At 73.0% G+C, this 20,808-nt stretch carries 21 protein-coding genes; 15 read left to right on the forward strand and 6 right to left on the reverse strand.

Translation table 11 applies throughout. The features are described from left to right. Nucleotides 1–45 precede the first annotated feature (45 nt). Nucleotides 46–963, forward strand: a complete 918-nt coding sequence (locus OG617_RS15490; protein ID WP_405102429.1) for an ATP-binding cassette domain-containing protein — start codon at nucleotides 46–48, stop codon at nucleotides 961–963. Continuing rightward, the gene (locus OG617_RS15495) at nucleotides 960–2,543 is read left to right on the forward strand and encodes an ABC transporter permease (protein ID WP_405102431.1); all 1,584 of its coding nucleotides are present in this window, start codon (nucleotides 960–962) and stop codon (nucleotides 2,541–2,543) included. Before OG617_RS15490 ends, OG617_RS15495 begins: the two co-directional genes overlap by 4 nt. 51 nt (nucleotides 2,544–2,594) lie before the next feature. On the opposite strand, the gene OG617_RS15500 is transcribed toward OG617_RS15495, so the two are convergent. Next, the gene (locus OG617_RS15500; RefSeq protein ID WP_405102433.1) at nucleotides 2,595–2,930 is read right to left on the reverse strand and encodes an STAS domain-containing protein; all 336 of its coding nucleotides are present in this window, start codon (nucleotides 2,928–2,930) and stop codon (nucleotides 2,595–2,597) included. A 142-nt stretch (nucleotides 2,931–3,072) separates the two neighbouring features. Between OG617_RS15500 and hemL the strand changes: the two genes are divergently transcribed. Genes hemL through ccsB form a run of 6 tightly spaced genes read left to right on the forward strand, consistent with a single transcriptional unit; the run spans nucleotide 3,073 to nucleotide 9,160 of the window. After that, nucleotides 3,073–4,410: a glutamate-1-semialdehyde 2,1-aminomutase gene (gene hemL / locus OG617_RS15505; protein WP_405102435.1), complete on the forward strand. Its 1,338-nt coding sequence runs from the start codon at nucleotides 3,073–3,075 to the stop codon at nucleotides 4,408–4,410. Nucleotides 4,411–4,415: 5 nt separating this feature from the next. Further along, on the forward strand, nucleotides 4,416–5,063 hold the full coding sequence (locus OG617_RS15510) for a histidine phosphatase family protein (RefSeq protein WP_405102437.1): 648 nt from the start codon (nucleotides 4,416–4,418) through the stop codon (nucleotides 5,061–5,063). Further along, nucleotides 5,063–5,638: a TlpA family protein disulfide reductase gene (locus OG617_RS15515; RefSeq protein WP_405102439.1), complete on the forward strand. Its 576-nt coding sequence runs from the start codon at nucleotides 5,063–5,065 to the stop codon at nucleotides 5,636–5,638. Before OG617_RS15510 ends, OG617_RS15515 begins: the two co-directional genes overlap by 1 nt. After that, the gene (locus OG617_RS15520; protein ID WP_405102441.1) at nucleotides 5,638–6,516 is read left to right on the forward strand and encodes a cytochrome c biogenesis CcdA family protein; all 879 of its coding nucleotides are present in this window, start codon (nucleotides 5,638–5,640) and stop codon (nucleotides 6,514–6,516) included. The genes OG617_RS15515 and OG617_RS15520 overlap by 1 nt, the downstream gene beginning before the upstream one ends. Further along, nucleotides 6,516–8,186: a cytochrome c biogenesis protein ResB gene (locus OG617_RS15525; protein WP_405102443.1), complete on the forward strand. Its 1,671-nt coding sequence runs from the start codon at nucleotides 6,516–6,518 to the stop codon at nucleotides 8,184–8,186. The genes OG617_RS15520 and OG617_RS15525 overlap by 1 nt, the downstream gene beginning before the upstream one ends. Next, on the forward strand, nucleotides 8,186–9,160 hold the full coding sequence (gene ccsB, locus OG617_RS15530; RefSeq protein WP_405102445.1) for a c-type cytochrome biogenesis protein CcsB: 975 nt from the start codon (nucleotides 8,186–8,188) through the stop codon (nucleotides 9,158–9,160). The genes OG617_RS15525 and ccsB overlap by 1 nt, the downstream gene beginning before the upstream one ends. Before the next feature lie 63 nt (nucleotides 9,161–9,223). Here ccsB and OG617_RS15535 read toward each other — a convergent pair whose 3' ends face one another. Then, nucleotides 9,224–10,378 (reverse strand): FUSC family protein, encoded by a 1,155-nt coding sequence (locus OG617_RS15535; RefSeq protein ID WP_405102447.1) that lies wholly within the window; start codon nucleotides 10,376–10,378, stop codon nucleotides 9,224–9,226. A gap of 239 nt (nucleotides 10,379–10,617) precedes the next feature. After that, nucleotides 10,618–11,094: a MarR family winged helix-turn-helix transcriptional regulator gene (locus tag OG617_RS15540; protein ID WP_405102449.1), complete on the reverse strand. Its 477-nt coding sequence runs from the start codon at nucleotides 11,092–11,094 to the stop codon at nucleotides 10,618–10,620. Between the two features lie 88 nt (nucleotides 11,095–11,182). Between OG617_RS15540 and OG617_RS15545 the strand changes: the two genes are divergently transcribed. Next, a complete protein-coding gene (locus OG617_RS15545; RefSeq protein WP_405102451.1) occupies nucleotides 11,183–11,770 on the forward strand; it encodes a carboxymuconolactone decarboxylase family protein in 588 nt (195 codons plus the stop codon). 100 nt (nucleotides 11,771–11,870) lie between these two features. On the opposite strand, the gene OG617_RS15550 is transcribed toward OG617_RS15545, so the two are convergent. Beyond that, nucleotides 11,871–12,731, reverse strand: a complete 861-nt coding sequence (locus OG617_RS15550; protein WP_405102453.1) for an alpha/beta fold hydrolase — start codon at nucleotides 12,729–12,731, stop codon at nucleotides 11,871–11,873. 744 nt (nucleotides 12,732–13,475) lie between these two features. Here OG617_RS15550 and OG617_RS15555 point away from each other — a divergent pair. Next, a complete protein-coding gene (locus OG617_RS15555) occupies nucleotides 13,476–14,936 on the forward strand; it encodes a menaquinone biosynthesis decarboxylase (protein ID WP_405102455.1) in 1,461 nt (486 codons plus the stop codon). Next, complete coding sequence (gene mqnP / locus OG617_RS15560) at nucleotides 14,936–15,850, forward strand: menaquinone biosynthesis prenyltransferase MqnP (protein ID WP_405102457.1); 915 nt, start codon at nucleotides 14,936–14,938, stop codon at nucleotides 15,848–15,850. The genes OG617_RS15555 and mqnP overlap by 1 nt, the downstream gene beginning before the upstream one ends. A gap of 87 nt (nucleotides 15,851–15,937) precedes the next feature. On the opposite strand, the gene OG617_RS15565 is transcribed toward mqnP, so the two are convergent. After that, nucleotides 15,938–16,906 (reverse strand): terpene synthase family protein, encoded by a 969-nt coding sequence (locus tag OG617_RS15565; RefSeq protein ID WP_405102459.1) that lies wholly within the window; start codon nucleotides 16,904–16,906, stop codon nucleotides 15,938–15,940. A 164-nt stretch (nucleotides 16,907–17,070) separates the two neighbouring features. On the opposite strand from OG617_RS15565, the gene OG617_RS15570 reads away from it, so the two are divergent. Beyond that, nucleotides 17,071–17,745: a UbiX family flavin prenyltransferase gene (locus OG617_RS15570; protein ID WP_405102461.1), complete on the forward strand. Its 675-nt coding sequence runs from the start codon at nucleotides 17,071–17,073 to the stop codon at nucleotides 17,743–17,745. 66 nt (nucleotides 17,746–17,811) lie between these two features. Here OG617_RS15570 and OG617_RS15575 read toward each other — a convergent pair whose 3' ends face one another. After that, nucleotides 17,812–18,078, reverse strand: coding sequence for a BldC family transcriptional regulator (locus tag OG617_RS15575; RefSeq protein ID WP_405102463.1), 267 nt, complete (start codon nucleotides 18,076–18,078; stop codon nucleotides 17,812–17,814). Nucleotides 18,079–18,346: 268 nt separating this feature from the next. Here OG617_RS15575 and OG617_RS15580 point away from each other — a divergent pair, with 268 nt between their 5' ends. The 3 genes from OG617_RS15580 to OG617_RS15590 are packed head-to-tail and all read left to right on the forward strand — an operon-like array spanning nucleotide 18,347 to nucleotide 20,800. Beyond that, nucleotides 18,347–18,805, forward strand: a complete 459-nt coding sequence (locus OG617_RS15580; RefSeq protein ID WP_396671581.1) for an Lrp/AsnC family transcriptional regulator — start codon at nucleotides 18,347–18,349, stop codon at nucleotides 18,803–18,805. A 46-nt stretch (nucleotides 18,806–18,851) separates the two neighbouring features. Continuing rightward, a complete protein-coding gene (locus tag OG617_RS15585) occupies nucleotides 18,852–19,685 on the forward strand; it encodes an SDR family NAD(P)-dependent oxidoreductase (protein WP_405102466.1) in 834 nt (277 codons plus the stop codon). Nucleotides 19,686–19,708: 23 nt separating this feature from the next. Continuing rightward, entirely contained in the window at nucleotides 19,709–20,800 is a 1,092-nt protein-coding gene (locus tag OG617_RS15590; RefSeq protein WP_405102468.1) for a PLP-dependent cysteine synthase family protein, read from the forward strand. The last annotated feature ends 8 nt before the right edge of the window (nucleotides 20,801–20,808 follow it).

A 20,808-nucleotide genomic window follows, 5' to 3' on the forward strand; every position in this document is an offset into this window, starting at 1 on the left:
TCCACAGTCTTCACAACATCGTGAAATGACTGTAGCTTCTGATTCATGGAAACTGCGATAACGGTGACCGGCCTGGTGAAGACCTTCGGCCGGACCCGGGCGCTCGATGGGCTGGACCTGACCGTCCGCGCCGGTGAGGTGCACGGCTTCCTGGGGCCCAACGGCGCCGGCAAGTCCACCGCCATCCGGGTGCTGCTCGGCCTGCTGCGGGCGGACACGGGGGCCGCCCGCCTGCTCGGCGGTGACCCGTGGCGGGACGCCGTCGCCCTGCACCGTCGCCTGGCGTATGTGCCGGGCGACGTGACCCTCTGGCCCAACCTCACCGGCGGTGAGGTGATCGACCTGCTCGGTCGGATGCGCGGCGGCATCGACCGCGCCCGCCGCGACGAACTGCTCGCCGCCTTCGAGCTGGACCCGCGCAAGAAGGGCCGGGCGTACTCGAAGGGCAACCGGCAGAAGGTCGGCCTGGTCGCCGCCCTCGCCTCCGACGCCGAGCTGCTGATCCTCGACGAGCCCACCTCCGGCCTCGACCCGCTGATGGAGGAGGTCTTCCAGCACTGGGTGGGCCGGGCCCGCGCCGACGGCCGCACCATCCTGCTCTCCAGCCACATCCTCGGCGAGGTCGAGGCGCTCTGCGACCGGGTGACGATCATCCGCAACGGCCGCGCCGTGGAGACCGGCACCCTCACCGAGCTGCGCCACCTCCAGCGCACCTCCGTCGACGCCGAGCTGGCCGGGCCGCCGCACGGGCTGGCCGAGCTGGCCGGCGTGCACGACCTGCGGGTCGACGGCGACCGGGTCCGCTTCGACGTGGACACCCCGGCGCTCGACGCCGCGCTGCGCCGGCTCACCGAGATCGGCGTACGGGGCCTGGTCAGCCGGCCGCCCACGCTGGAGGAGCTGTTCCTGCGGCACTACGAGTCGGCCGGTGCCGCCGGCGCACCCGCCGGGGTGGCCCGGTGACCGGCGCCCGGCACCTGGTCCGGCTGATCCTGCGCCGGGACCGGGTGCTGCTGCCGATCTGGGTGCTGCTGATCGCGGTCCTGCCGGCCAGCTACGCCGGGACGTACGCCGAGCTGTACCCGACCGCCGCCCAGCGCGCCGAGTACGCGGTCGCCACCGCCGGCAACCCGTCGGTCATGGCCCTGCTCGGCCCGGTGTACGGCGACAGCGTCGGCGCGCTCGCCGCCCAGCGGGCCGGGCTGCTGCACCTGATCGTGGGCCTGATCAGCCTGCTCGTCGTCATCCGGCACACCCGGACCGAGGAGGAGGCGGGCCGGCGGGAGCTGCTCGGCGCCACGGTCCTCGGCCGGTACGCCGGGCTGACCGCCGCGCTGCTCGTCACGTACGCGGCGGACCTGCTGCTCGGGCTGCTCGTGGCCGGCGGCCTGGTCGCCGCCGGCCTGCCCGCGGCCGGCTCCCTGGCGTTCGGGCTCTCGGTCGCCCTCGCCGGGGCGTTCTTCGCCACCGTGGGCGCCCTCGCCGCGCAGCTCACCGAGAGCGCGGGCGGCGCCCGAGGGCTGGGCGTCGCGGCGCTCGGGGTGGCGTTCCTGGTCCGGCTCGCCGGGGACGCGGGCGGGACGGAGTGGCTGAGTTGGCTCTCCCCGCTGGGCTGGGCCCAGCGCACCCACCCCTACGCCGGCGAGCGCTGGTGGCCGCTCGCGCTGCTCGCCGGGCTGGCCGCGCTGGTCGGCGCGGTGGCGTTCCGGCTCTCGGCGCGGCGGGACCTCGACGCCGGCGTGCTGCCGCAGCGGCTCGGCCCGGCCGCAGCCGGTCCCGCCCTCACCGGCCCGTGGGGGCTGGTCTGGCGGCTGAACCGGGTCGCGTTGCTCGGGTGGACGGTCGGCGCGGCGGCCCTCGGCGCGGTGCTCGGCGGTGCCGCCCAGGCGGCCGGGGACGCGGTGGACGGCAACGAGACCGTCGCCCGGCTGATGGAGCGCCTCGGCGGCTCGGCCTCCATCGCCGAGGCGTACCTCGGGACGACCCTGAGCATCACCGCGCTCGCCGCCGGCGGCTACGGCATCCAGGCCGCGCTGCGGATGCGGACCGAGGAGACCGGCCAGCGCGCCGAGCCGGTCCTCACCACCGGGGTGAGCCGGTCCCGCTGGCTGCTCGGCCACCTGGCCTTCGCCCTGCTCGGCCCGGCGGTGATGCTGGCGGTGACCGGCGCGGTCACCGGGCTCGCCTACGGCCTCAGCAGCTCCGACGTGGCGGGCAAGGTGCCCCGGCTGACCGGGGCGGCGCTGGCTCACGTACCGGCGGTCTGGGTGCTGGTCGGCGTGGCGGTGCTGCTGTTCGGCCTGCTGCCCCGGATCAGCGTCGGCGCGGCCTGGGCGGCGCTCGCCGGCTGCCTGCTCCTCGGCCAGCTCGGCGCGGTGCTGGAGCTGAGCCAGTGGCTGCTGGACCTGTCCCCGTTCACCCACACCCCGCAGGTCCTGGGCGGCCCGGTGTCCGCCACCCCGCTGCTGGCCCTGACCGGCACGGCCGCCGCGCTGGCCACGGCGGGCCTGTTCACCTTCCGCCGCCGCGACCTTCCCGCCTGAGCGCGCCCGCGCCCCGCAGCCCGTCCGGGCGGTGGGGCGCGGGCGGCGCGGTCAGTCGGTGGGGGCGCCGTTGCGGATCATCAGGGCCGAGCGGAGGCCGGTGATGTCCAGGACCCGGAGCAGGAAGTCGCCGACGCGGGTCAGGACGAGCAGGCTCTGCGCGTGGCTGGTCTTGCGGCTGAGCACGACCAGGGTGCCCAGCCCCTGGGAGTCGCAGAACGTGACCCCGCCCAGATCGAGGACGATCCGTGGGGGCGGATCGGCGAGCACCTCGTTGACGACGGTCGAGAGTTGGGTGGCCGTGAGCATGTCGATCTCACCGGCGAGGCGAAGCACCACTTCATCGCCCGTCCGGTGTAGCGTGATGGACAGTTCGGCACGATCCACTCGATCAGCCTAGCGCGAACCGGGTCCTCCGGCCCGTCGAGGCGCTCGCAGCTCGCCCGGCCAGCCACTTCGCGTGAGCCCGGTAACCCCGACCAGGGGTGGCTGCCGATTCGCCGTCCGGCGCTGACACAATGGCGGCATCGTGACCGATACCTTTTCCGCCGGATCCGGCCGCTACCCAGCCGACGCGCCGGCCTCCGAGGCCTTGTTCGCCCGCGCCCGCGCCATCGTGCCGGGCGGGGTGAACTCCCCCGTGCGCGCGTTCCACGCCGTCGGCGGCACCCCGCGCTTCATGGTCCGGGGGGAGGGTCCCTGGCTGTACGACGCGGACGACCGGCGCTACGTCGACCTGGTCTGCTCGTGGGGGCCGCTGATCCTCGGGCACGCCCACCCGGAGGTGGTCGCGGCCGTCCAGGCCGCCGCCGCCCGGGGCACCAGCTTCGGCACCCCGACCCCCGGCGAGGTCGAGCTGGCCGCCGAGATCGTCGACCGCACCCCGGTCGAGCAGGTCCGGCTGGTCAACTCGGGCACCGAGGCGACCATGTCGGCGATCCGGCTGGCCCGGGGCTTCACCGGCCGCTCGAAGATCATCAAGTTCGCCGGCTGCTACCACGGGCACGTCGACGCCCTGCTCGCTGCCGCCGGCTCCGGCGTGGCCACCCTCGGCCTGCCCGACTCGCCCGGCGTGACCGGCGCGGCGGCCGGCGACACCATCGTGCTGCCGTACAACGACATCGCCGCCGTCGAGGCGGCGTTCGCCGCCGAGGGGCCGCACATCGCCGCGGTGATCACCGAGGCGGCGGCCGGCAACATGGGCGTGGTCGCCCCCCGCGACGGGTTCAACTCCCAGCTCGCCCGGATCGCCCACGCGCACGGCGCACTGCTGGTCGTCGACGAGGTGATGACCGGGTTCCGGGTCTCCCGCTCCGGGTGGCACGGCCTCGACCCCTCCGACGCCGACCTGTGGACGTACGGGAAGGTCATGGGCGGTGGCCTGCCGGCCGCGGCGTTCGGCGGGCGCGCGGAGATCATGGCGCGGCTCGCCCCGGCCGGCCCGGTCTACCAGGCCGGCACCCTCTCCGGTAACCCGCTCGCCTGCGCCGCCGGCCTGGCCACGCTGCGGCTGGCCGACGACGCCGTCTACCGCAGGCTCGACGAGACGGCCGCCGTGCTGGGCAAGCTCGCCGGCGACGCGTTGGCCGCCGCCGGGGTCCCGCACCGGCTGTCGTACGCGGGCAGCATGTTCTCGATCTTCTTCACGGACGCCGACGTGGTCGACTACGACAGCGCCCGGACCCAGCAGGTCCCGGCGTTCAAGGCGTTCTTCCACTCGATGCTCGCCGACGGGGTCTACCTGCCGCCGAGCGCGTTCGAGGCCTGGTTCGTCTCGGCGGCGATCGACGACGCCGCCCTGGAGCAGATCGCCGCGGCCCTGCCCGCGGCGGCGAACGCGGCGGCAGCGGCGGGCAACGGGGGGTAACTGCGGTGAGCAAGACGGTGGTCCACGTGCTGCGGCATGGCGAGGTGCACAACCCGGATCAGATCCTCTACGGCCGGCTGCCCGGCTTCCGCCTGTCGGAGCTGGGCGTGCAGATGGCCAAGGCGGCGGCCCAGGGGCTCGCCGAGCGGGACGTGGTGCACGTGGTGGCCAGCCCCCTCGAACGCGCCCAGCAGACCGCCGAGCCGATCGCCGGGCAGTTCGGGCTGCCCGTCGGGGTGGACGAGCGACTGATCGAGAGCGCCAACTGGTTCGAGGGCAAGAAGGTCTCCCCGGGCGACGGGTCGTTCCGCGACCCGCGCAACTGGTGGGTGCTGCGCGACCCGGTCACCCCGTCCTGGGGCGAGGCGTACCGGGTCATCGCGGAGCGGATGTTCGCCGCCCTGCACGCGGCCCGGGTCGCCGCCGAGGGACGCGAGGCCGTGCTGGTCTCCCACCAGCTCCCCATCTGGACGCTGCGCCGTCACGTCGAGCGCAAGCGGCTGTGGCACGACCCGCGCCGGCGGCAGTGCGGGCTGGCCAGCCTCACCTCGTTCCACTTCGACGGCGCGAAGATCGTCGGGATCGGCTACAGCGAGCCGGCTGCCCACCTGGTCGCCACATCGCCGACCGCCCGGACGGCCAAGGGAGCCTGATGCCAGCCCGGAGGTGGATCGCGGGACTCCTCGCGGCCGTGACCGCCACGGCGGCCCTGGCCGGCTGCTCCTCCAACAGCCAGGAGCAGCGCTGCGCCAACACCGACGGCTTCATCGAGTGCGCCCCCGACCAGCGGTCCGCGCCCCCGAAGCTGTCCGGTGAGCTGCTCACCGGCGGCAGCTACGACGTCGCGACGGACCGCGGCCAGGTGGTCGTGGTCAACTTCTGGGGTTCCTGGTGCCCGCCCTGCCGGGCCGAGGCCGACGACCTGGAGGCTACCTACCAGGCCACCAAGTCGTCCGGGGTGACCTTCCTCGGCATCAACGTGCAGGACAACCGGGACAAGGCGCTCGCGTTCGAGGAGGGTCGGGTCACCTACCCCAGCCTCTTCGACCCGCCGAGCCGGCTCGCCCTCGCCTTCGACATCTCGCCCACCACCATCCCGGCCACCGTCCTGCTGGACCGGGACGGCAGGGTGGCCGTGGTGATCCGGTCGGCGGTGACCCAGGAGCGGCTGCAACCGATCGTCGCGCGGATCGCCGCCGAGCAGCCCGCGCCCAACGGCTCCCGCTGATGGGTGGGACCTTCCACGACGTCGCCCAGAGCGGGCCGCTGCTGCTGGCCATCGGCGCGGCGGCACTCGCCGGGCTGGTCAGCTTCCTGTCCCCGTGCATCCTCCCGCTGGTCCCCGGCTACCTCTCCTACGTCACCGGCCTGGCCGGCGCCGACTTGGAGGGTCGGGACACGCCGGCAACGCCCCCCGCCGGCCCCCCGGATCCGGGGCAGGACGGCACCAACGGCAGCGGCGGTAACGACGGCGGCGGCGTGGCGGTGCGGGAGCGGACCCGGGAACGGGGCCGGACGGCGGCGGCGGTCAAGGGCCGGGTGCTCGCCGGGACGCTGCTGTTCATCGCCGGGTTCACCGCCGTCTTCACCGCCACCGCGATCCTCTTCGCCAGCGTCGGTCGGGTCTTCATCCAGTACGAGCGGGCGTTGGAGATCGGTGCCGGTGTGCTGGTCACCGTGCTCGGGCTGGCCTTCGTCGGGGTGCTCCCCGGCCTCCAGCGGGAGTTCCGGATCCAGCGGCTGCCCGCCGCCGGCCTGCTCGGGGCTCCCGTCTTCGGCGCGGTCTTCGCCCTGAGCTGGATGCCCTGCACCGGCCCCACGCTCGCGGCGGTGCTCGGCATGGCCACCCCCGGCGGGCAGACCGACCGGGCCGTGGTGCTCGCCGTGGCGTACTGCCTCGGGCTGGGGATACCGTTCGTCGTCTTCGGGCTGGGCTTCCACCGCCTGCTCGGGGTGTTCCGCGCCGTCCGGCGCAACAGCCGTTGGGTCACCCGGGTCGGCGGCGTCCTGCTGGTGCTGATCGGCCTCGCGCTGGTCACCGGCGGGTGGACCAACTTCGTCATCTGGTTGCAGACGACGTTCGGCGTGGGCGAGGTGAGTATCTGATGACGATCGTGGAGGACCGACCGGTGCCCCCGGCCGAGGCGCCGCGCCGGCCCAACCGGGCGCTGGCCCTGCTGCGCAACTCGTGGCGGCAGCTCACCAGCATGCGTACGGCACTGATCCTGCTCTTCCTGCTCGCCGTCGCGGCCATCCCCGGCTCGGTGCTGCCGCAGCGCGGGGTGAACCTGGAGAAGGTCGACCAGTACTTCATCGACCACCCCGAACTGGCCCCGACGCTGGACCGGATCGGCGCGTTCGAGGTGTTCGGGTCGGTCTGGTTCTCCGCCATCTACCTGCTGCTGTTCGCCTCCCTGATCGGCTGCATCCTGCCCCGGCTGCGCGACCACGTCCGCGCCCTGCGCACGAAGCCACCGGCCGCGCCCAAGCGCCTGGAACGGCTGCCCCAGCACGCCGTGCGCACCGGCGTCGACACCGACGCCGAGGCCGTCGCCGCCGAGCTGCGGCGTCGCCGCTGGCGGGTCGTGGTACGCGGCACCGAGGTCTCCGCCGAGAAGGGGTACCTCAAGGAGACCGGCAACCTGCTGTTCCACACCTCGCTGATCGCCGTGCTGATCGGGGTCGCCCTCGGCTCCTGGTACGGCTGGCATGGCAACAAGCTGCTGGTGGCCGGCGAGGAGAACGCCTTCTGCAACACCCGGCAGCAGTACGCCGAGGCCAAGCTCGGCCCTCAGGTGGACAGCGCCGACCTGCCGCCGTTCTGCCTGACCCTGAACCACTTCGACGCGCGGTTCCTGGAATCGGGCCAGCCCGATTTCTACCGGGCCACGGTCGACGTGGAGGAGGCCGGCCGGGCCACCCGCACCGAGACCTTCTCGGTCAACTCCCCGCTGCGCCTCGGCGACGCCAACGTCTACCTGCTCGGCCACGGCTACGCCCCGGTGCTGCGCTACACCGACCGGTACGGCAAGACCCAGACCAGCAACTTCCCCTTCATTACCAGCGGGGACGCCAACCTCACCAGCGAGGGCGTGGCCGCGTTCCCGGACGTGAACGTCGACCCGACGACCGGCAAGCGGGACTCGAACCTTCAGATCGCCTTCGACGGGCTCTACCTGCCCACCGCCCCGAAGCAGGCCCCGTTCACCCGGTCGGAGTTCCCGACCGAGGGCAACCCGGCCGTGGTGCTGGTCGCGTACCGGGGGAACCTGGGCATGGACGCCGGCATCCCCGGCTCGGTGTACAAGCTCGACCAGCGCCAGGTCACCAACGGCAAGCTCAAGCAGGTCGGCGACAAGAAGTTGGCCGTCGGCGAGAAGTGGACGCTGGACGACGGCAGCGTGCTGGAGTTCGTCGGCACGAGGCCGTACATCACCCTGTCGGTGCGCTACGACCCCGGCTCGACGCTGCTGCTCGGCAGCTCGACGGTGTTGCTGATCGGCCTGATGGGCTCCCTGTTCGGCAAGCGCCGCCGGGTCTGGTTCCGGGTGACGCCGGCCGGATCGGGTGAGGCGACCGACCCCGCCGATGGATCTCCGACGGGCGGTAGTAGTTTGGTGGAGGCCGGTGGCCTGCCGCGCACCGACTATCCGGGGTTCGCCGACGAGTTCGCGCAGCTCGTCGCCGCCGTCGACGGCGACGGGAAGCCGGGCGAGCGGGCCGGTGGGGGGCGTGACGCACGCGGTCCGTCCGGGACGCGAGAAGGAGCCGAGTGATGACCGCACTCTCCGACCAACTAGTCACGTTCGCGATCCTGGCGTACCTGGTCGCGATGATTTGCCACGCCGTCGAGTACGCCCTCGGCAACGCCCGGGCCGTCACCCCGGCCGCGCGCGAGCTGGTCGGCGCGGGAGCCGGCGGGGCCGGTGGGCTGATCGACGCGCCCGCCGCTCCGGTCGCGCCGCCGGCCCGGGTCGACCGCTCGGCGCAGCGGGCCGGGCTGGCCGGCCTAGTCGCGGTCGGGATCACCGTCGTCGCCGCCGCGCTGCACCTCGCGGCCACGGTCACCCGCGGCATCGCCGCCGACCGGATGCCCTGGGGCAACATGTACGAGTTCGTGCTGACGGTTTCGTGCATCAGCACGGTGGCGTGGCTCGCCGTGCTCTGGAAGCGCCCCTCGCTGCGTCGCCTCGGGCTGTTCCTCACCCTGGTGATGGTGCTGCTGCTCGCGTTCGCCGAGCTGAAGCTGTACGTCGAGGTGGTGCCGCTGATGCCGGCGCTCCAGTCGTACTGGTTCACCGTGCACGTGTCGACGATCAGCTTCTCGTCCAGCATCTTCCTGCTCGGTGCGGTGCCGGCAATCGCGTTCCTCATGCGCAACGGGTACGAGCAGGGCAAGCGCAGCTTCCCGTACATCCTGGCGAAGCGGCTGCCGGCGGCGGCCGGACTGGAGCGGCTGACCTTCACGCTGCACGCCTTCGCGTTCCCGATCTTCACCTTCGCGGTGATCGCCGGAGCGATCTGGGCGGAGGCCGCGTGGGGCCGGCCGTGGGGCTGGGACCCGAAGGAGACCTGGGCGTTCATCTCCTGGGTGGTGTACGCGGGCTACCTGCACGCCCGGGCCACCCCGAGCGTGCGGCGGAACGTGGCCACCTGGCTCGCCATCCTCGGCTTCCTCACCATGCTGATGAACCTGTTCGGGGTGAACTTCTTCTTCACCGGCCTGCACTCGTACGCCGGCGTCGACTGATCGCCCTCGGGTTGCGTCCGGCAGGGGCGCACACCCGGGAACAGGACCTGCGCGGCGCGCCGGTCACCGTTCCTTCCAGACGGCGGGCAGGTCCAGCGCCTGGTCGATCGCGTTCAGCACCTCCGGCTTGTCTGCCCGGGCGCTGCGCAGCAGGTCGACGACCAGCATCCGGATGTGACTGATGATCGTGCTGACCGGCAACGACTGCTCGTGCCGGAGCAGCGGCGCCATCACCTGGACGGTGGCGACCGCGGTCTTTCCCGCCTGGTCGATGTGCCGGTCGGCCGTGTCACTGTCGCCGGAGACGACGGCGGCGAGCACCGCGGCGGCGCAGCTCGTCAACTGGTTCAGCGAGGTCAGCGCGGCGACGAGCTGCTGCGGCGGCGGATCCGGCATCCGGGCGAGCACCACTGCCGAGCGCGCCAGCGCCCGGGTGTTGCGGACGGCGTAGTCGACCTGGTCGACGGCGGCTCGGGCGGCCTGGACACGCGGGCGACTGCGCCGTTCCCAGATCGCGAGACGCAGATTCTCGTCAGCGACCAGCACGGCCCTGCGAAGCGCGGCGGTACGCGAGTCCAGCTGCCGGGCCCGGTCGAGCGCGGCCAGGGCGGCCTTCTCGTCGTGTCGCTGCAAGGCCTGACGGATGCTGTCCAGGACCCCGGACAGCTCCGCGAACGCCCGCCGCCCCTCGGTGTCCAGCGGCCCGAGCGGCGAGCGTGAGCCGGCGACCTGGGTGATCAGCAACGCGATGGTGCCACCGATCAGCGCATCGTAGAGGCGGGTCGGCTCCAGCTCCTTGTTCGGCGGAACCACGGCGACCATGAAGAGCGCGGACATCGTCAACTGGTTCCGGACGACGCCGGGAGCCTTGGCGGCGATCGACACCCCGGCGGCGACCAGGATGACCACGAAGACGGCGGCGGTGGAGCGGGCGCCGAGCAGCCAGATGGCGACCTCGCCGAGGATCACCCCGACCGCGATCCCGGCCAGGACCCGGATCGCCTGCCGCAGCCGTACGCCCCGGGCCTGGGACAGAACGATCAGCGCGGCGGTCGGTGCGTAGAACGCCGCGCTGTCGTCACCACCGTGCGGGCCTCCGAGGAGGCGGTTGGCGACGAACCAGGACACGGTCGCCCCCAGGGTCACCGCCGCCAGCAGTTGCCAACCGCTTCGCAGGCGACTCCAGGCGGTTCGGAACCAGTGTGTCCGCCGGGCCACGCGCGTCTCCCCCATCGTCCTCGAGTGACGCCCGCCGCTGTCCCGGTCGACTTTGTCCGCCCGGCACAGGAGGAGGCCCTCGCCGAGCGCCACGGGCGGTCACGGGCGGCTGCTCGGGTCTCGGCGATCTCCGACTTTTGGCCGGTTCAACGACGTAACCGACCATTTAGTCGTTCATCGAGCGATCTGGCACCCTGTCTCTCCCGCAGCGCGGTTCCGTTTCACGCCCACGGGGTGGGTCAGCCGCCGAACCAGCCGGGCACGTCGAGGCGGAACGGGTTGGCCGGGGTGACCGCGCGCAGGTCGTCCTCCAGGGCGGCGACCCGGTCGGGGCCGAGGGTGGCGGCCCACCGCTGCCGGAGCTGGTCGAAGACGGCCGCCGAGCGGTGCAGGCCGTCCAGGCCGTGCGGGGTCACCCGGACCAGCTTGCGTCGGGCGTCGCGGGGGTCGTCGGCGCGTTCGAGGTAGTCGAGGGCGACCAGCCGGTCCACCGTCTTTCCGGCGGCCTGCTTGGAGACGCCGAGCCGCTGGCCCAGCTCGGTGGCGGTGGTGCCGTCGGGCCCGACGGCCTGGAGGACGAAGCCGTGCAGCGGGCGCAGCTCGGGGTGCCCCTGCCGGGCCAGCTCCGCGTGCAGGTCGTCGATGAGCGTACGGAAGCCGGCCAGCAGCAGCAGGGGCAGCAGGAAGCCGGGGCGGGCGGGTTCAGCCGTTGCCATGTTCGACAACCTGGTTTACGATTTCGACAACCACGTTGACGATCGTACGTCACGCGGTCCCTCACCCCGACCCCGAGAGCAGGTCACCGTGCCCGATGGCTTCTTCACCGTTCACACCCCCGACACCGCGCCCGCCCCGGCCCGCCCGACCATCGAGCAGGTACGGCGGAAGTTCGGCTACCTGCCGGCGCCGGCAGCCCTGATGGCCGAGTCGCCGCACCTGCTCAAGGGCTTCCTCACCGTCAACGGGATCTTCGAGCAGAGCAGCCTCGACCCGTTGGAGCGGGAGGTCGTCGTGCTGACGATCGCCACCCGCAACGAGTGCCACGTCTGCGTGGCGATGCACACCGGCACGCTGACCGGGCAGGGCGCCGACCCGGTGCTGATCGGCGCGCTGCGCTCCGGCACGCCGCTGCCCGAGGCGCGGCTGGAGGCGCTGCGGCTGTTCACCCTGGCCGTGCTGGGCCACCGGGGCGCGGTCCCGGACGACGCGATGCGAGCCTTCCTCGCGGCCGGCTACCGCCCCGACAACGCCCTCGACGTGGTCCTGGGCGTCGGCACGTACACCATCTCCACCTTCGCCAACCGGCTCACCGGCGCCCCGCTCGACCCCCAGTTCGCCGAGCACGCCTGGCCGGCCGATCCCGTCCGGGCCACGGCGTTGGCTGCGGGCTGACCCGCGCGTACCCGGGGTCGGTCATCGATCCGCCTCCTCCTGCGGTTCGGGCCGGCGGCGGCGCGTCATGGAACGGTGGACCGGGGGCGGTGCTCGTAAGTCAGGCCGGGCGGAGGAAGTCCAGCAACAGCGCGAGGAGTGCGTCCGGCCGTTCCTCGTACAGCCAGTGACCGCAGTCCTCGACCACCTCGCCACGGACCGTCGTGGCGTACCGGCGGACCTGGTCTGCCACCTGGTCGCCGAGGCTGGCCCGGCCGCCGACGGCCAGCACCGGCATGGGCAGCGGCGTCGCCCGGTACGCGGCGTTGTCTTCGATGTCCTGACCGAAGGCGCGGAAGTACGCGAAGCTCGCCCGCAGGTGCGCCTCGTCCCGCAGGTGCCGGGCGTATTCCTCGACGTCGTCGGGGCTGATACTGCCCTTGCGGACCATCATCGAGTCGGTGAACCGGTCCACCCAGAGCGTTTCCCGGCCGCTGACGAGCTGCTCGGGCAGCCCGTTCACGAGGCTGAAGAAGCCGAAGTTCCACACCCCCGGGCCGGCCGGGGTCAGCGCGGGGAACGCGTAGACACTCTCGTCGGGGATCGGCGCCTCGCTGAGCACCAGTCGGCTAACCCGGTCCGGGTGGGCGGCGGCGTACGCGTACGCGACCATGGTGCCCACGTCGTGGCCGACCAGCCGGAGGTCGCCGGCCAAGCCCAGCTCGGCGAGCAGCCCGTGCAGGTCGGCGGCGAGGGTCTTCTTGTCGTACCCGGCGGCCGGGGCATCGCTGTCGCCGAAGCCGCGCAGGTCGGGGGCGACCACGTCGAAGTGTCGGGCCAGCTCGGGCAGCAGGGCCCGCCACATGTACCAGGACTGCGGGTAGCCGTGCAGCAGCACCAGCGGCGGCCCCTGCCCGCCCCGGACGTGGTTGATCATGACCTCGCCGACCCGCACCCGCCGCTCGCCGAACCCCTCCGGCACCCGCCCCCCACCCACCGATCCGCCTCCCACTGATCCGCCTCCCACTGATCCGCCTCCCACCTGTCCCCGTCCCCCGTCCCCCCGCCCTGCGCCCGACTCCCTCCGCGTTGATCAAGAGGTTTGCGTCGGGATCGGCAGCGGAATTGACGCAAACCTCTTGATCAACGCGGTGTGGCGAGTGTTGGTGACAGCGAGTTACTTGGAAGCTACCGCGCGGTGGGGGTGGGCCTTGCTGATTTGGGTCAGCTGCGGCGGGCGTGGGTTGCGCCGGGCTGAGCCAGGAGGAGTATGGGCGGCGGGCGCACTACTCGATGTCGATGGTTTCGCAGGTGGAGGTGGGCCAGGCGGCGCCCAACCGCGTACCCGATGCGGGCGGACGGGGTGTTCTCGGCAGCGGCGGCCTCTTCGTCGCGCTGCTTGAGTTGGTCGGCGCGCGGGCGAGCCGGTCGCTGCCGTTGACCGCCCCGAGCTCCAGGGGCCCGGCCGTGCCGCCCCGCGATCCGAGTTCTGGGGCTCGGTTGGCGTCGCGCTCGGCCGGCTGATCCGTTCGTGACATCAGCTCCACAGGGAGTCGGAGGGATGCCCGGCGCTGGGGTGGGCGCGTCGGCGGGGCAGCTCCAAGGGGCCCGGCCACGACCCCTTGCCGAGCGGGAGACAGCCGCCGACCACGGCGACGGGTGATCTGCGTCGGCGCGGGGGACCCGGAGCGGCAGTTCCGGCGGCCGGTGGGGGAGACTGGCTGTCATGGCGGCTCGTGGCTTCCCGTACACCGATCTGAAGGACTTCCTCGCGGCCCTGGAGCGGGCGGGGGAGCTGCGCCGGGTCAGCGTCCCGGTCGACCCGACGCTGGAGATCAGTGAGATCGTCACCCGGACCGTGCGGGAGGGAGGGCCGGCGCTGCTCTTCGAGCGGCCCACCCGGGGCGAGATGCCGGTGGCGGTCAACCTGTTCGGCACCGAGAAGCGGATGGCGATGGCGCTCGGCGTCGAGAACCTCGACGAGATCGGCGAGCGGATCGGCAACATGCTCAAGCCGGAGCTGCCGATGGGCCTCTCCGGGATGATGGACGGCCTCGGCAAGGTCAGGCAGCTCACGTCGATGCCGCCGAAGAAGGTCAAGACCGCCCCCTGCCAGCAGGTGGTCTACTGCGGTGACGACGTCGACCTGAACCGGCTGCCGGGGCTGCAGGTCTGGCCGGGTGACGGCGGGATCTTCCACAACTTCGGTCTGACCCACACCAAGCACCCGGAGACCGGCAAGCGCAACCTGGGGCTGTACCGGTTGCAGCAGCACTCGCGGAACACCATCGGCATGCACTGGCAGATCCACAAGAACTCCACGGCGCACCACGCGGTCGCCGAACGGCTCGGCCAGCGGCTGCCGGTGGCGATCGCCATCGGCACCGAGCCCGCGGTCGCCTACTCGGCCAGCGCACCACTCCCCGCCGACATCGACGAGTACCTGTTCGCGGGATTCCTGCGCGGCGAGCGGGTCGAGATGGTGGACTGCCTGACGGTTCCGCTGCAGGTGCCGGCGCACGCGCAGATCGTCCTGGAGGGCTACATCGAGCCGGGCGAGCGGCTCCCGGAGGGCCCGTTCGGCGACCACACCGGCTTCTACACGCCGGTGGAGCCCTTCCCGGTGATGCACATCGAGTGCATGACCATGCAGCGCGACCCGGTCTACCACTCGATCGTCACGTCGCAACCACCCCAGGAGGACCACGGCCTCGGCAAGGCCACCGAGCGGATCTTCGCGCCGCTGCTGCGCTTCCTGATCCCGGACATCGTCGACTACGACCTGCCCGCCGCCGGCGTCTTCCACAACTGCGCGATCGTGTCGATCCGCAAGCGCTACCCGAAGCACGCGCAGAAGGTGATGAACGCCATCTGGGGCGCGCACATGATGTCGCTGACCAAGCTGATCGTGATCGTCGACGAGGACTGCGACGTGCACAACTACAACGAGGTCGCGTTCCGCGCCTTCGGCAACGTCGACTACGCCCGCGACCTGCTGCTCACCGAGGGGCCCGTCGACCACCTCGACCACGCCTCGTACCAGCAGTTCTGGGGCGGCAAGGCGGGCGTCGACGCCACCCGCAAGCTGCCCACCGAGGGCTACACCCGGGGCTGGCCGGAGGCGATGACCATGGCCCCCGAGGTGGTCTCGCTGGTGGACAAGCGCTGGAAGGAGTACGGGATCTGATGACCGCCGCCGTCACGGAACCCGTCGAACGCCCAGGTCGGGTCAAGTCCTTCCTCAAGCTCGTCGCGATCGAGCACTCCGTCTTCGCGCTGCCGTTCGCGTACCTGTCGGCGCTGACCGCGATGCAGGTCAACGGCGGGCGGGTGCGCTGGGGAGACCTGCTGCTGATCACCGTGGCGATGGTCGGGGCGCGGACGTTCGCGATGGCCGCCAACCGCATCCTCGACCGGCGGATCGACGCGCGGAACCCGCGTACCTCCTCCCGGGAGCTGGTCACCGGGGCGGTGAGCGTGCGGACGGCCTGGACCGGCGCGGCCGTCGCGCTGGTGGTCTTCCTCGCCGCAGCCGCCCTGCTCAACCCGCTCTGCCTGGCGCTCGCGCCGCTCGCCGTGGTGCCGCTGGTCGTCTACCCGTACGGCAAGCGGTTCACCAACTGGCCGCACGCGATCCTCGCGGTCGCCCAGGCGGTCGGCCCGGTCGGCGCGTGGCTCGCGGTCACCGGCACCTTCGCCGGCTCGTGGCCGGCCTGGCTGCTCGGCGCGGCCGTCGGCCTGTGGATCGGCGGCTTCGACCTGATCTACGCCTGCCAGGACGCCGACGTGGACCGGAAGATCGGCGTACACAGCGTCCCCGCCCGGTACGGGCTGCGCTTCGCCCTGCACGCCTCCACCGTCACGCACGTGGTGACGTTCGCGCTGTTCATCTGGTTCGGGGCGCTGGTCGGGTTCGGCTGGCTCTGGTGGATCGGGCTGGCGCTGACCGCCGTCGCGTTCGGCTACCAGCACCTGGTGGTGTCGCCGACCGACCTGAGCAAGGTCAACCGGGCGTTCTTCACCGCGAACGGCTTCGTCGGCATCGCGCTGTTCGTGCTCGCCCTGCTCGACCTGGTGGTACGGCTCGGCCTGCGCCCCTGAGCCCGATCCGCGTCCCTGGGCCGGCTTCCCGCCGTGAGCCCGATCCGCGCCCCTGAGCCGGCTTCCGGCCAGGGGCGGCGGGAGCTGTCAGTCCCGGGCCGCCGGGGTGGGGTAGCGGGCGCTCTCCAGGGTCCACTCGATGGTGCCCCGGACGGCGTCGGCGACCCCGTCGAGGTGGTCGGTGACGGCCTCGTCCAACGCCGGGCCGAACGACGGCACGGTCGCGCGGAGCTCGACGAAGCGGCGCATCGTCGCCCGCCAGCGCTCGGCGGCCAGGCCGACCGCGGCGACGACCGGGACGCCCCGCTCGGCGGCCAGCGCCAGCACCAGGTTGTGCCCGCCCGAGGTGGCCCGGTCCCGCTCAAGCGAGGCGAGGTCGTTGTACCAGGAGAGCAGGTCGTTGCCGAGGTCGGCGATCTCGCGCAGCAGCGGGTGGTGGTACACCGCGTCGGGCAGCTGGCGGCCGGTGACGAACTCGATCAGCGGATACGACACGTACGCCGCCGAGGTGGCCCGGCGCAGCTCGACGTACCGGGCCACGTCCGGTGGCCGACCGGCGGCCTTCTCCACCGCCTCCTGCCAGGTCCCGTGCAGGTGGTGGCCGACCGCATCGGCGAACCGCAGCCGCCAGCGGGCCGGCATCCGGCGGCGCGGCTCCCGCCAGGCCCGCAGCAGCAGCCGGCGCAGCGGGCCGGTGAGCCCCGGGTGGCGGATCCGGTGCCCCTCCCGCAGCAGCCACAGCGTCCCGTCGCGCAGCGCCCGGATCTGCTGCGGGGTCAGCCGGTGAGGGCCGTCGCAGGCGTCGTCGACCAGGAAGAACCAGGTGAACAGGGCAGCCACCACCCGCAGGTCGGCCTCGGTGGCCTGCGGGTAGAGCCGGCTGGCGTAGCGGGCGAAACCCGCGCGGGACAGCCGGTCCAGCGCCGGGCCGTCCAGCGGCAGGCCGAGGCCGGGCAGCAGGTCGTCGAGCCACCGCTGCACCCGATCGGCGTGCGGGGACAGCCTCGGCGGGATGGGGCAGTGGGAGCGAAGCGACCAGAGGATGTCGCCGGTCATCATCGGTTCCTCCCATGGGCGTGGGATCGCGCCCACGGCAGCATGGCAGGTCGATACGGGCGTCGGGGGGCCGGCCTGTGGGCCCGAGGGGGTGGGCGACGGCCGCCCGGCGGACCCGAGGGGGTGGGCGACGGCCGCCCGGCGTGACCAGGCAGGCTGGACGCATGCGTGAACCATGGGTGGTGGGAGTCTCCGGCGCGTCGGGCACGCCGTACGCCGCTGCGGTCGTGAGCGGGCTGCTGGACGCCGGCGAGCCGGTGGACCTGATCGTCTCCCGCGCCGCGCGGCTGACCATCCTCGACGAGACCGGGCGGGCCTTCCGCGACGGACACTGGGCCGAGGACCTCGCGGCCTGGCTCGGCCGCGACCTGGGCGACGCCGACGTGCGGCACTGGCCCGCCGGCGATCTCGCCGCCGGCCCCAGCAGCGGCTCCTACCGGGTACGCGGCATGGCGGTCGTGCCGGCCAGCACGGCGGCCTGCGCCGGCATCGCGATCGGGCTGTCCAAGGACCTGTTGCAGCGGGCCGCAGAGGTCAACCTCAAGGAGCGCCGGCCGGTGGTGGTGGTACCGCGCGAGACGCCGGTGACCCGTAGCCACCTGGAGCACCTGATCGCCCTGCACGACGCCGGGGCGGTGGTGCTGCCCGCCAGCCCGGGCTTCTACGGTGCTGGGGCGTCCGCCTCGGCGCGGCAACTCGTCGACTTCGTGGCGGGGAAGGTGCTCGACGCGCTGGGCGTACCGCACACGTTGTTCCGGCGCTGGTCCGGCGAGCTGGGCACCGGCCGTACCGGCGACCCGGACGCCGGCCCGCGCGGGCTGGACGACGGCAGCCGCTGAGCGCGGGCGGTGTCGTCGGGACGCGGACCGGGCGGACCGGTCCGCGTGCCCCGTCAGTGCACCTGGTCAGTACATCCCGGCGTTGGCCGGGCCGGGGCCGGTCGATGCCGGAGGGCCGACGTTACGGGCCTTTCCCATGTCGTCCGCCTCGTCCAGCATGCCCTCCCCTTCCAGCAGGGCCCGCACCTCGGATTCCCGAAACCGGCGATGCCCGCCTGGAGTCCGGATGCTGCCTATCCGGCCGGCCGCCGCCCATCGCGTCACAGTCTTCGGGTCAACCCGAAACAGTGCGGCAACCTCACCCGGTGTCAGCAGGCGATCTCCAGTGTCCACAGCCCCCTCCTCGCGTCGACGAAGCCCCCGGCTGAACACACTGCCCCCGGCCGGTGCGAGCCCAGAGCCGTCATGAGGGACGTATGGCAATTACAGCACCAGCGACCTGGCCTGTCCGCCAAACGCGAAAAAAGCACTGAGTGGGAAGTTAGTAAATGCTACCGGCGCGGTTCTCCCTTGACCGAAGGTCTGCGAACACTCACCTGCTGTCAGGTGCAACGTATGTCGACCGCCGGACGTTACGCCCGAACGACTAGGGTCACAGTCCGTGGACGCCATCGACCGGAGCCTCGTCGCGCTGTTGCAGGGCAACGCCCGACTCTCGTACGCCGAGCTGGCCCGCCAGGTCGGCCTCTCCGCCCCCGCCGTGCACGAACGGGTCGGGAAGCTGGAGTCCGGCGGGGTGATCCGGGCGTACCGGGCGGAGGTGGAGCCCGAGTCCATCGGCCTCGGGGTGACCGCGCTGATCAGCATCGTCGAGGACTCCGGCGGGGACACCGACGACGTGCTGGAGGCGTTCCGGCGGATGCCCGAGATCGAGTCCTGCTACTTCATGGCGGGGGTCGAGTCGTTTCTGCTCAAGGCCCGGGTCGGCACGATCGCCGAGCTGGAGCAGCTCATCGTCCGGCTGAACCGGACCCCCGGGGTGGCCTCCACCCGCACCGGGATCGCCCTGTCGACGAAGTGGGAGAACCGCCCCCAGTCGATCGAACCGCCGACGGCCTGAGCGGCGACCTCTGGCGCGCGGCGTGCCACGGCGGTAGGTTGCGCCGGTGACGTCGCCTGTGCGGGGAACGGCCGTGGTGACCGGCGCGGCCGGCGGCCTGGGCCGCGCGCTGGCTGCCGCCCTGCACGCCGACGGCTGGCCGGTCCTGCTCACCGACCTGGACGCCGACGCCGTCGCCGCCGTGGCCGCGCCGCTCGGCGGCTGGTCCCGGCCGCTGGACGTGCGCGACGAGGCGGCCTGCGCGGCGGTGGCCGCCGAGGCGGCCGGGCGGTCGCCCGACGGCCTCGGCCTCTGGGTCAACAACGCCGGCATCCTGGCCACCGGCCCCGCCTGGGAGCAGGACGAGCGGACCCGCCGCCGGATCATCGAGGTGAACGCCCTCGGTGCGATGGCCGGCACCCTCGCCGCGCTGGCGGTGATGCGGGCCCAGGGGGGCGGGCACGTGCTCAACGTCGTCTCGCTGGCCGGGCTGGTCGCCGCCCCCGGCGAGACGGTGTACGCCGCCAGCAAGCACGCCCTGCTCGCGTTCAGCCTGGGCACCCTGGCCGACCTGCGGGCGGCCGGGCACCGGGACGTACACGTCTCGTGTCTGTGCCCGGACGGGATCTGGACGCCGATGCTGCACGACCGGCTCGACGACCCGGGGGCCGTGGCGTCCTTCACCGGGACGCTGCTGACCCCCGAGCGGGTCGCCGCGCGGGCGGTCCGGCTGGCCCGGCGGCCCCGGCCCGTGGTGACGCTGCCCCGCTGGCGCGGTGCGCAGGTCCGGCTGCTCGACGCGCTCCCCGGGCTCGCCGTGGGGTTGACCCCGCTGATCCGGGCAACCGGCCGGGCCGGGCAGCGGCGGCAGCGCCGCCGGGGCGGCTCCGACCGGGCCTGACCCGGCTTGCTACGTTTTCGAATGTGACTCATCTCGACCGGTGTGACGAGGCCGGGCGGACGTGGGTGACCGGGGCGATCGCCACGGTCGAGGCGGACGCCAACCGGTCCGCCGACACCCACCTGCTGCCGTTCCCACTCCCCCGGGAGTGGGGGATCGACCTCTACCTCAAGGACGAGTCGTCGCACCCGACCGGCTCGCTCAAGCACCGGCTCGCCCGGTCGCTGTTCCTGTACGGGCTGTGCAACGGCTGGATCGGCCCCGGGACGACCGTCGTCGAGGCGTCCTCCGGTTCCACGGCGGTCTCCGAGGCGTACTTCGCCCGGATGCTGGGGCTGCCGTTCATCGCGGTGATGCCGGCGTCCACCTCACCCGAGAAGATCGCCCAGATCGAGTTCCAGGGCGGGCGCTGCCACCTGGTCGACGACCCGGCCAAGGTGGTGGTCGAGGCGCGCTGGCTGGCCGAGGACTCCGGCGGCCACTTCATGGACCAGTTCACCTACGCCGAGCGGGCCACCGACTGGCGGGGCAACAACAACATCGCCGAGTCGATCTACGCGCAGCTCGGGCTGGAGCGGCACCCCGTGCCGGCCTGGATCGTGGTCGGCGCCGGGACGGGCGGCACCAGCGCCACCATCGGCCGGTACACCCGATACCGCCGGCTGCCCACCAAGCTGTGCGTGGTCGACCCGGAGAACTCGGCGTTCTACCCGGCCTGGCAGGCGGCCGACTGGTCGGTGCGTACCGGCCGGGGCTCCCGGATCGAGGGCATCGGCCGGCCCGGCGTCGAGGCGTCCTTCCTGCCCGCCGTGGTGGACCGGATGGTCCAGGTGCCCGACGCCGCCTCCCTGGCCGCCATGCGGGCCGGCTCGACCCTGCTCAGCCGGCGGGTGGGCGGCTCCACCGGCACCAACCTCTGGGGCGCGTTCGGCCTGATCGCCGGCATGCTCGCCGAGGGGCGAACCGGCTCGGTGGTCACCCTGATCTGCGACTCCGGGGACCGGTACGCCGACACGTACTACGCCGACGACTGGGTGGCCGGGCAGGGCCTCGACCTCGCCCCGCACCTGGCCACCGTCGACCGCTTCCTCGCCACCGGCGCCTGGCCCGAGTGAGAGAACCG

Origin of the sequence: Micromonospora sp. NBC_01412 (genome assembly GCF_045040215.1) — a bacterium.
Classification (GTDB): domain Bacteria; phylum Actinomycetota; class Actinomycetes; order Mycobacteriales; family Micromonosporaceae; genus Micromonospora; species Micromonospora rubida.

What these genes read in the sequence shown, in the direction of transcription:
- OG617_RS15490 (WP_405102429.1), top strand. Translation starts at nt 46, where the DNA reads ATGGAAACTGCGATAACGGTGACCGGCCTGGTGAAGACCTTCGGCCGG.
- OG617_RS15515 (WP_405102439.1), top strand. Translation starts at nt 5,063, where the DNA reads ATGCCAGCCCGGAGGTGGATCGCGGGACTCCTCGCGGCCGTGACCGCC.
- OG617_RS15520 (WP_405102441.1), top strand. Translation starts at nt 5,638, where the DNA reads ATGGGTGGGACCTTCCACGACGTCGCCCAGAGCGGGCCGCTGCTGCTG.
- OG617_RS15525 (WP_405102443.1), top strand. Translation starts at nt 6,516, where the DNA reads ATGACGATCGTGGAGGACCGACCGGTGCCCCCGGCCGAGGCGCCGCGC.
- ccsB (WP_405102445.1), top strand. Translation starts at nt 8,186, where the DNA reads ATGACCGCACTCTCCGACCAACTAGTCACGTTCGCGATCCTGGCGTAC.
- OG617_RS15540 (WP_405102449.1), bottom strand. Translation starts at nt 11,094, where the DNA reads ATGGCAACGGCTGAACCCGCCCGCCCCGGCTTCCTGCTGCCCCTGCTG.
- OG617_RS15555 (WP_405102455.1), top strand. Translation starts at nt 13,476, where the DNA reads ATGGCGGCTCGTGGCTTCCCGTACACCGATCTGAAGGACTTCCTCGCG.
- mqnP (WP_405102457.1), top strand. Translation starts at nt 14,936, where the DNA reads ATGACCGCCGCCGTCACGGAACCCGTCGAACGCCCAGGTCGGGTCAAG.
- OG617_RS15565 (WP_405102459.1), bottom strand. Translation starts at nt 16,906, where the DNA reads ATGACCGGCGACATCCTCTGGTCGCTTCGCTCCCACTGCCCCATCCCG.
- OG617_RS15570 (WP_405102461.1), top strand. Translation starts at nt 17,071, where the DNA reads ATGCGTGAACCATGGGTGGTGGGAGTCTCCGGCGCGTCGGGCACGCCG.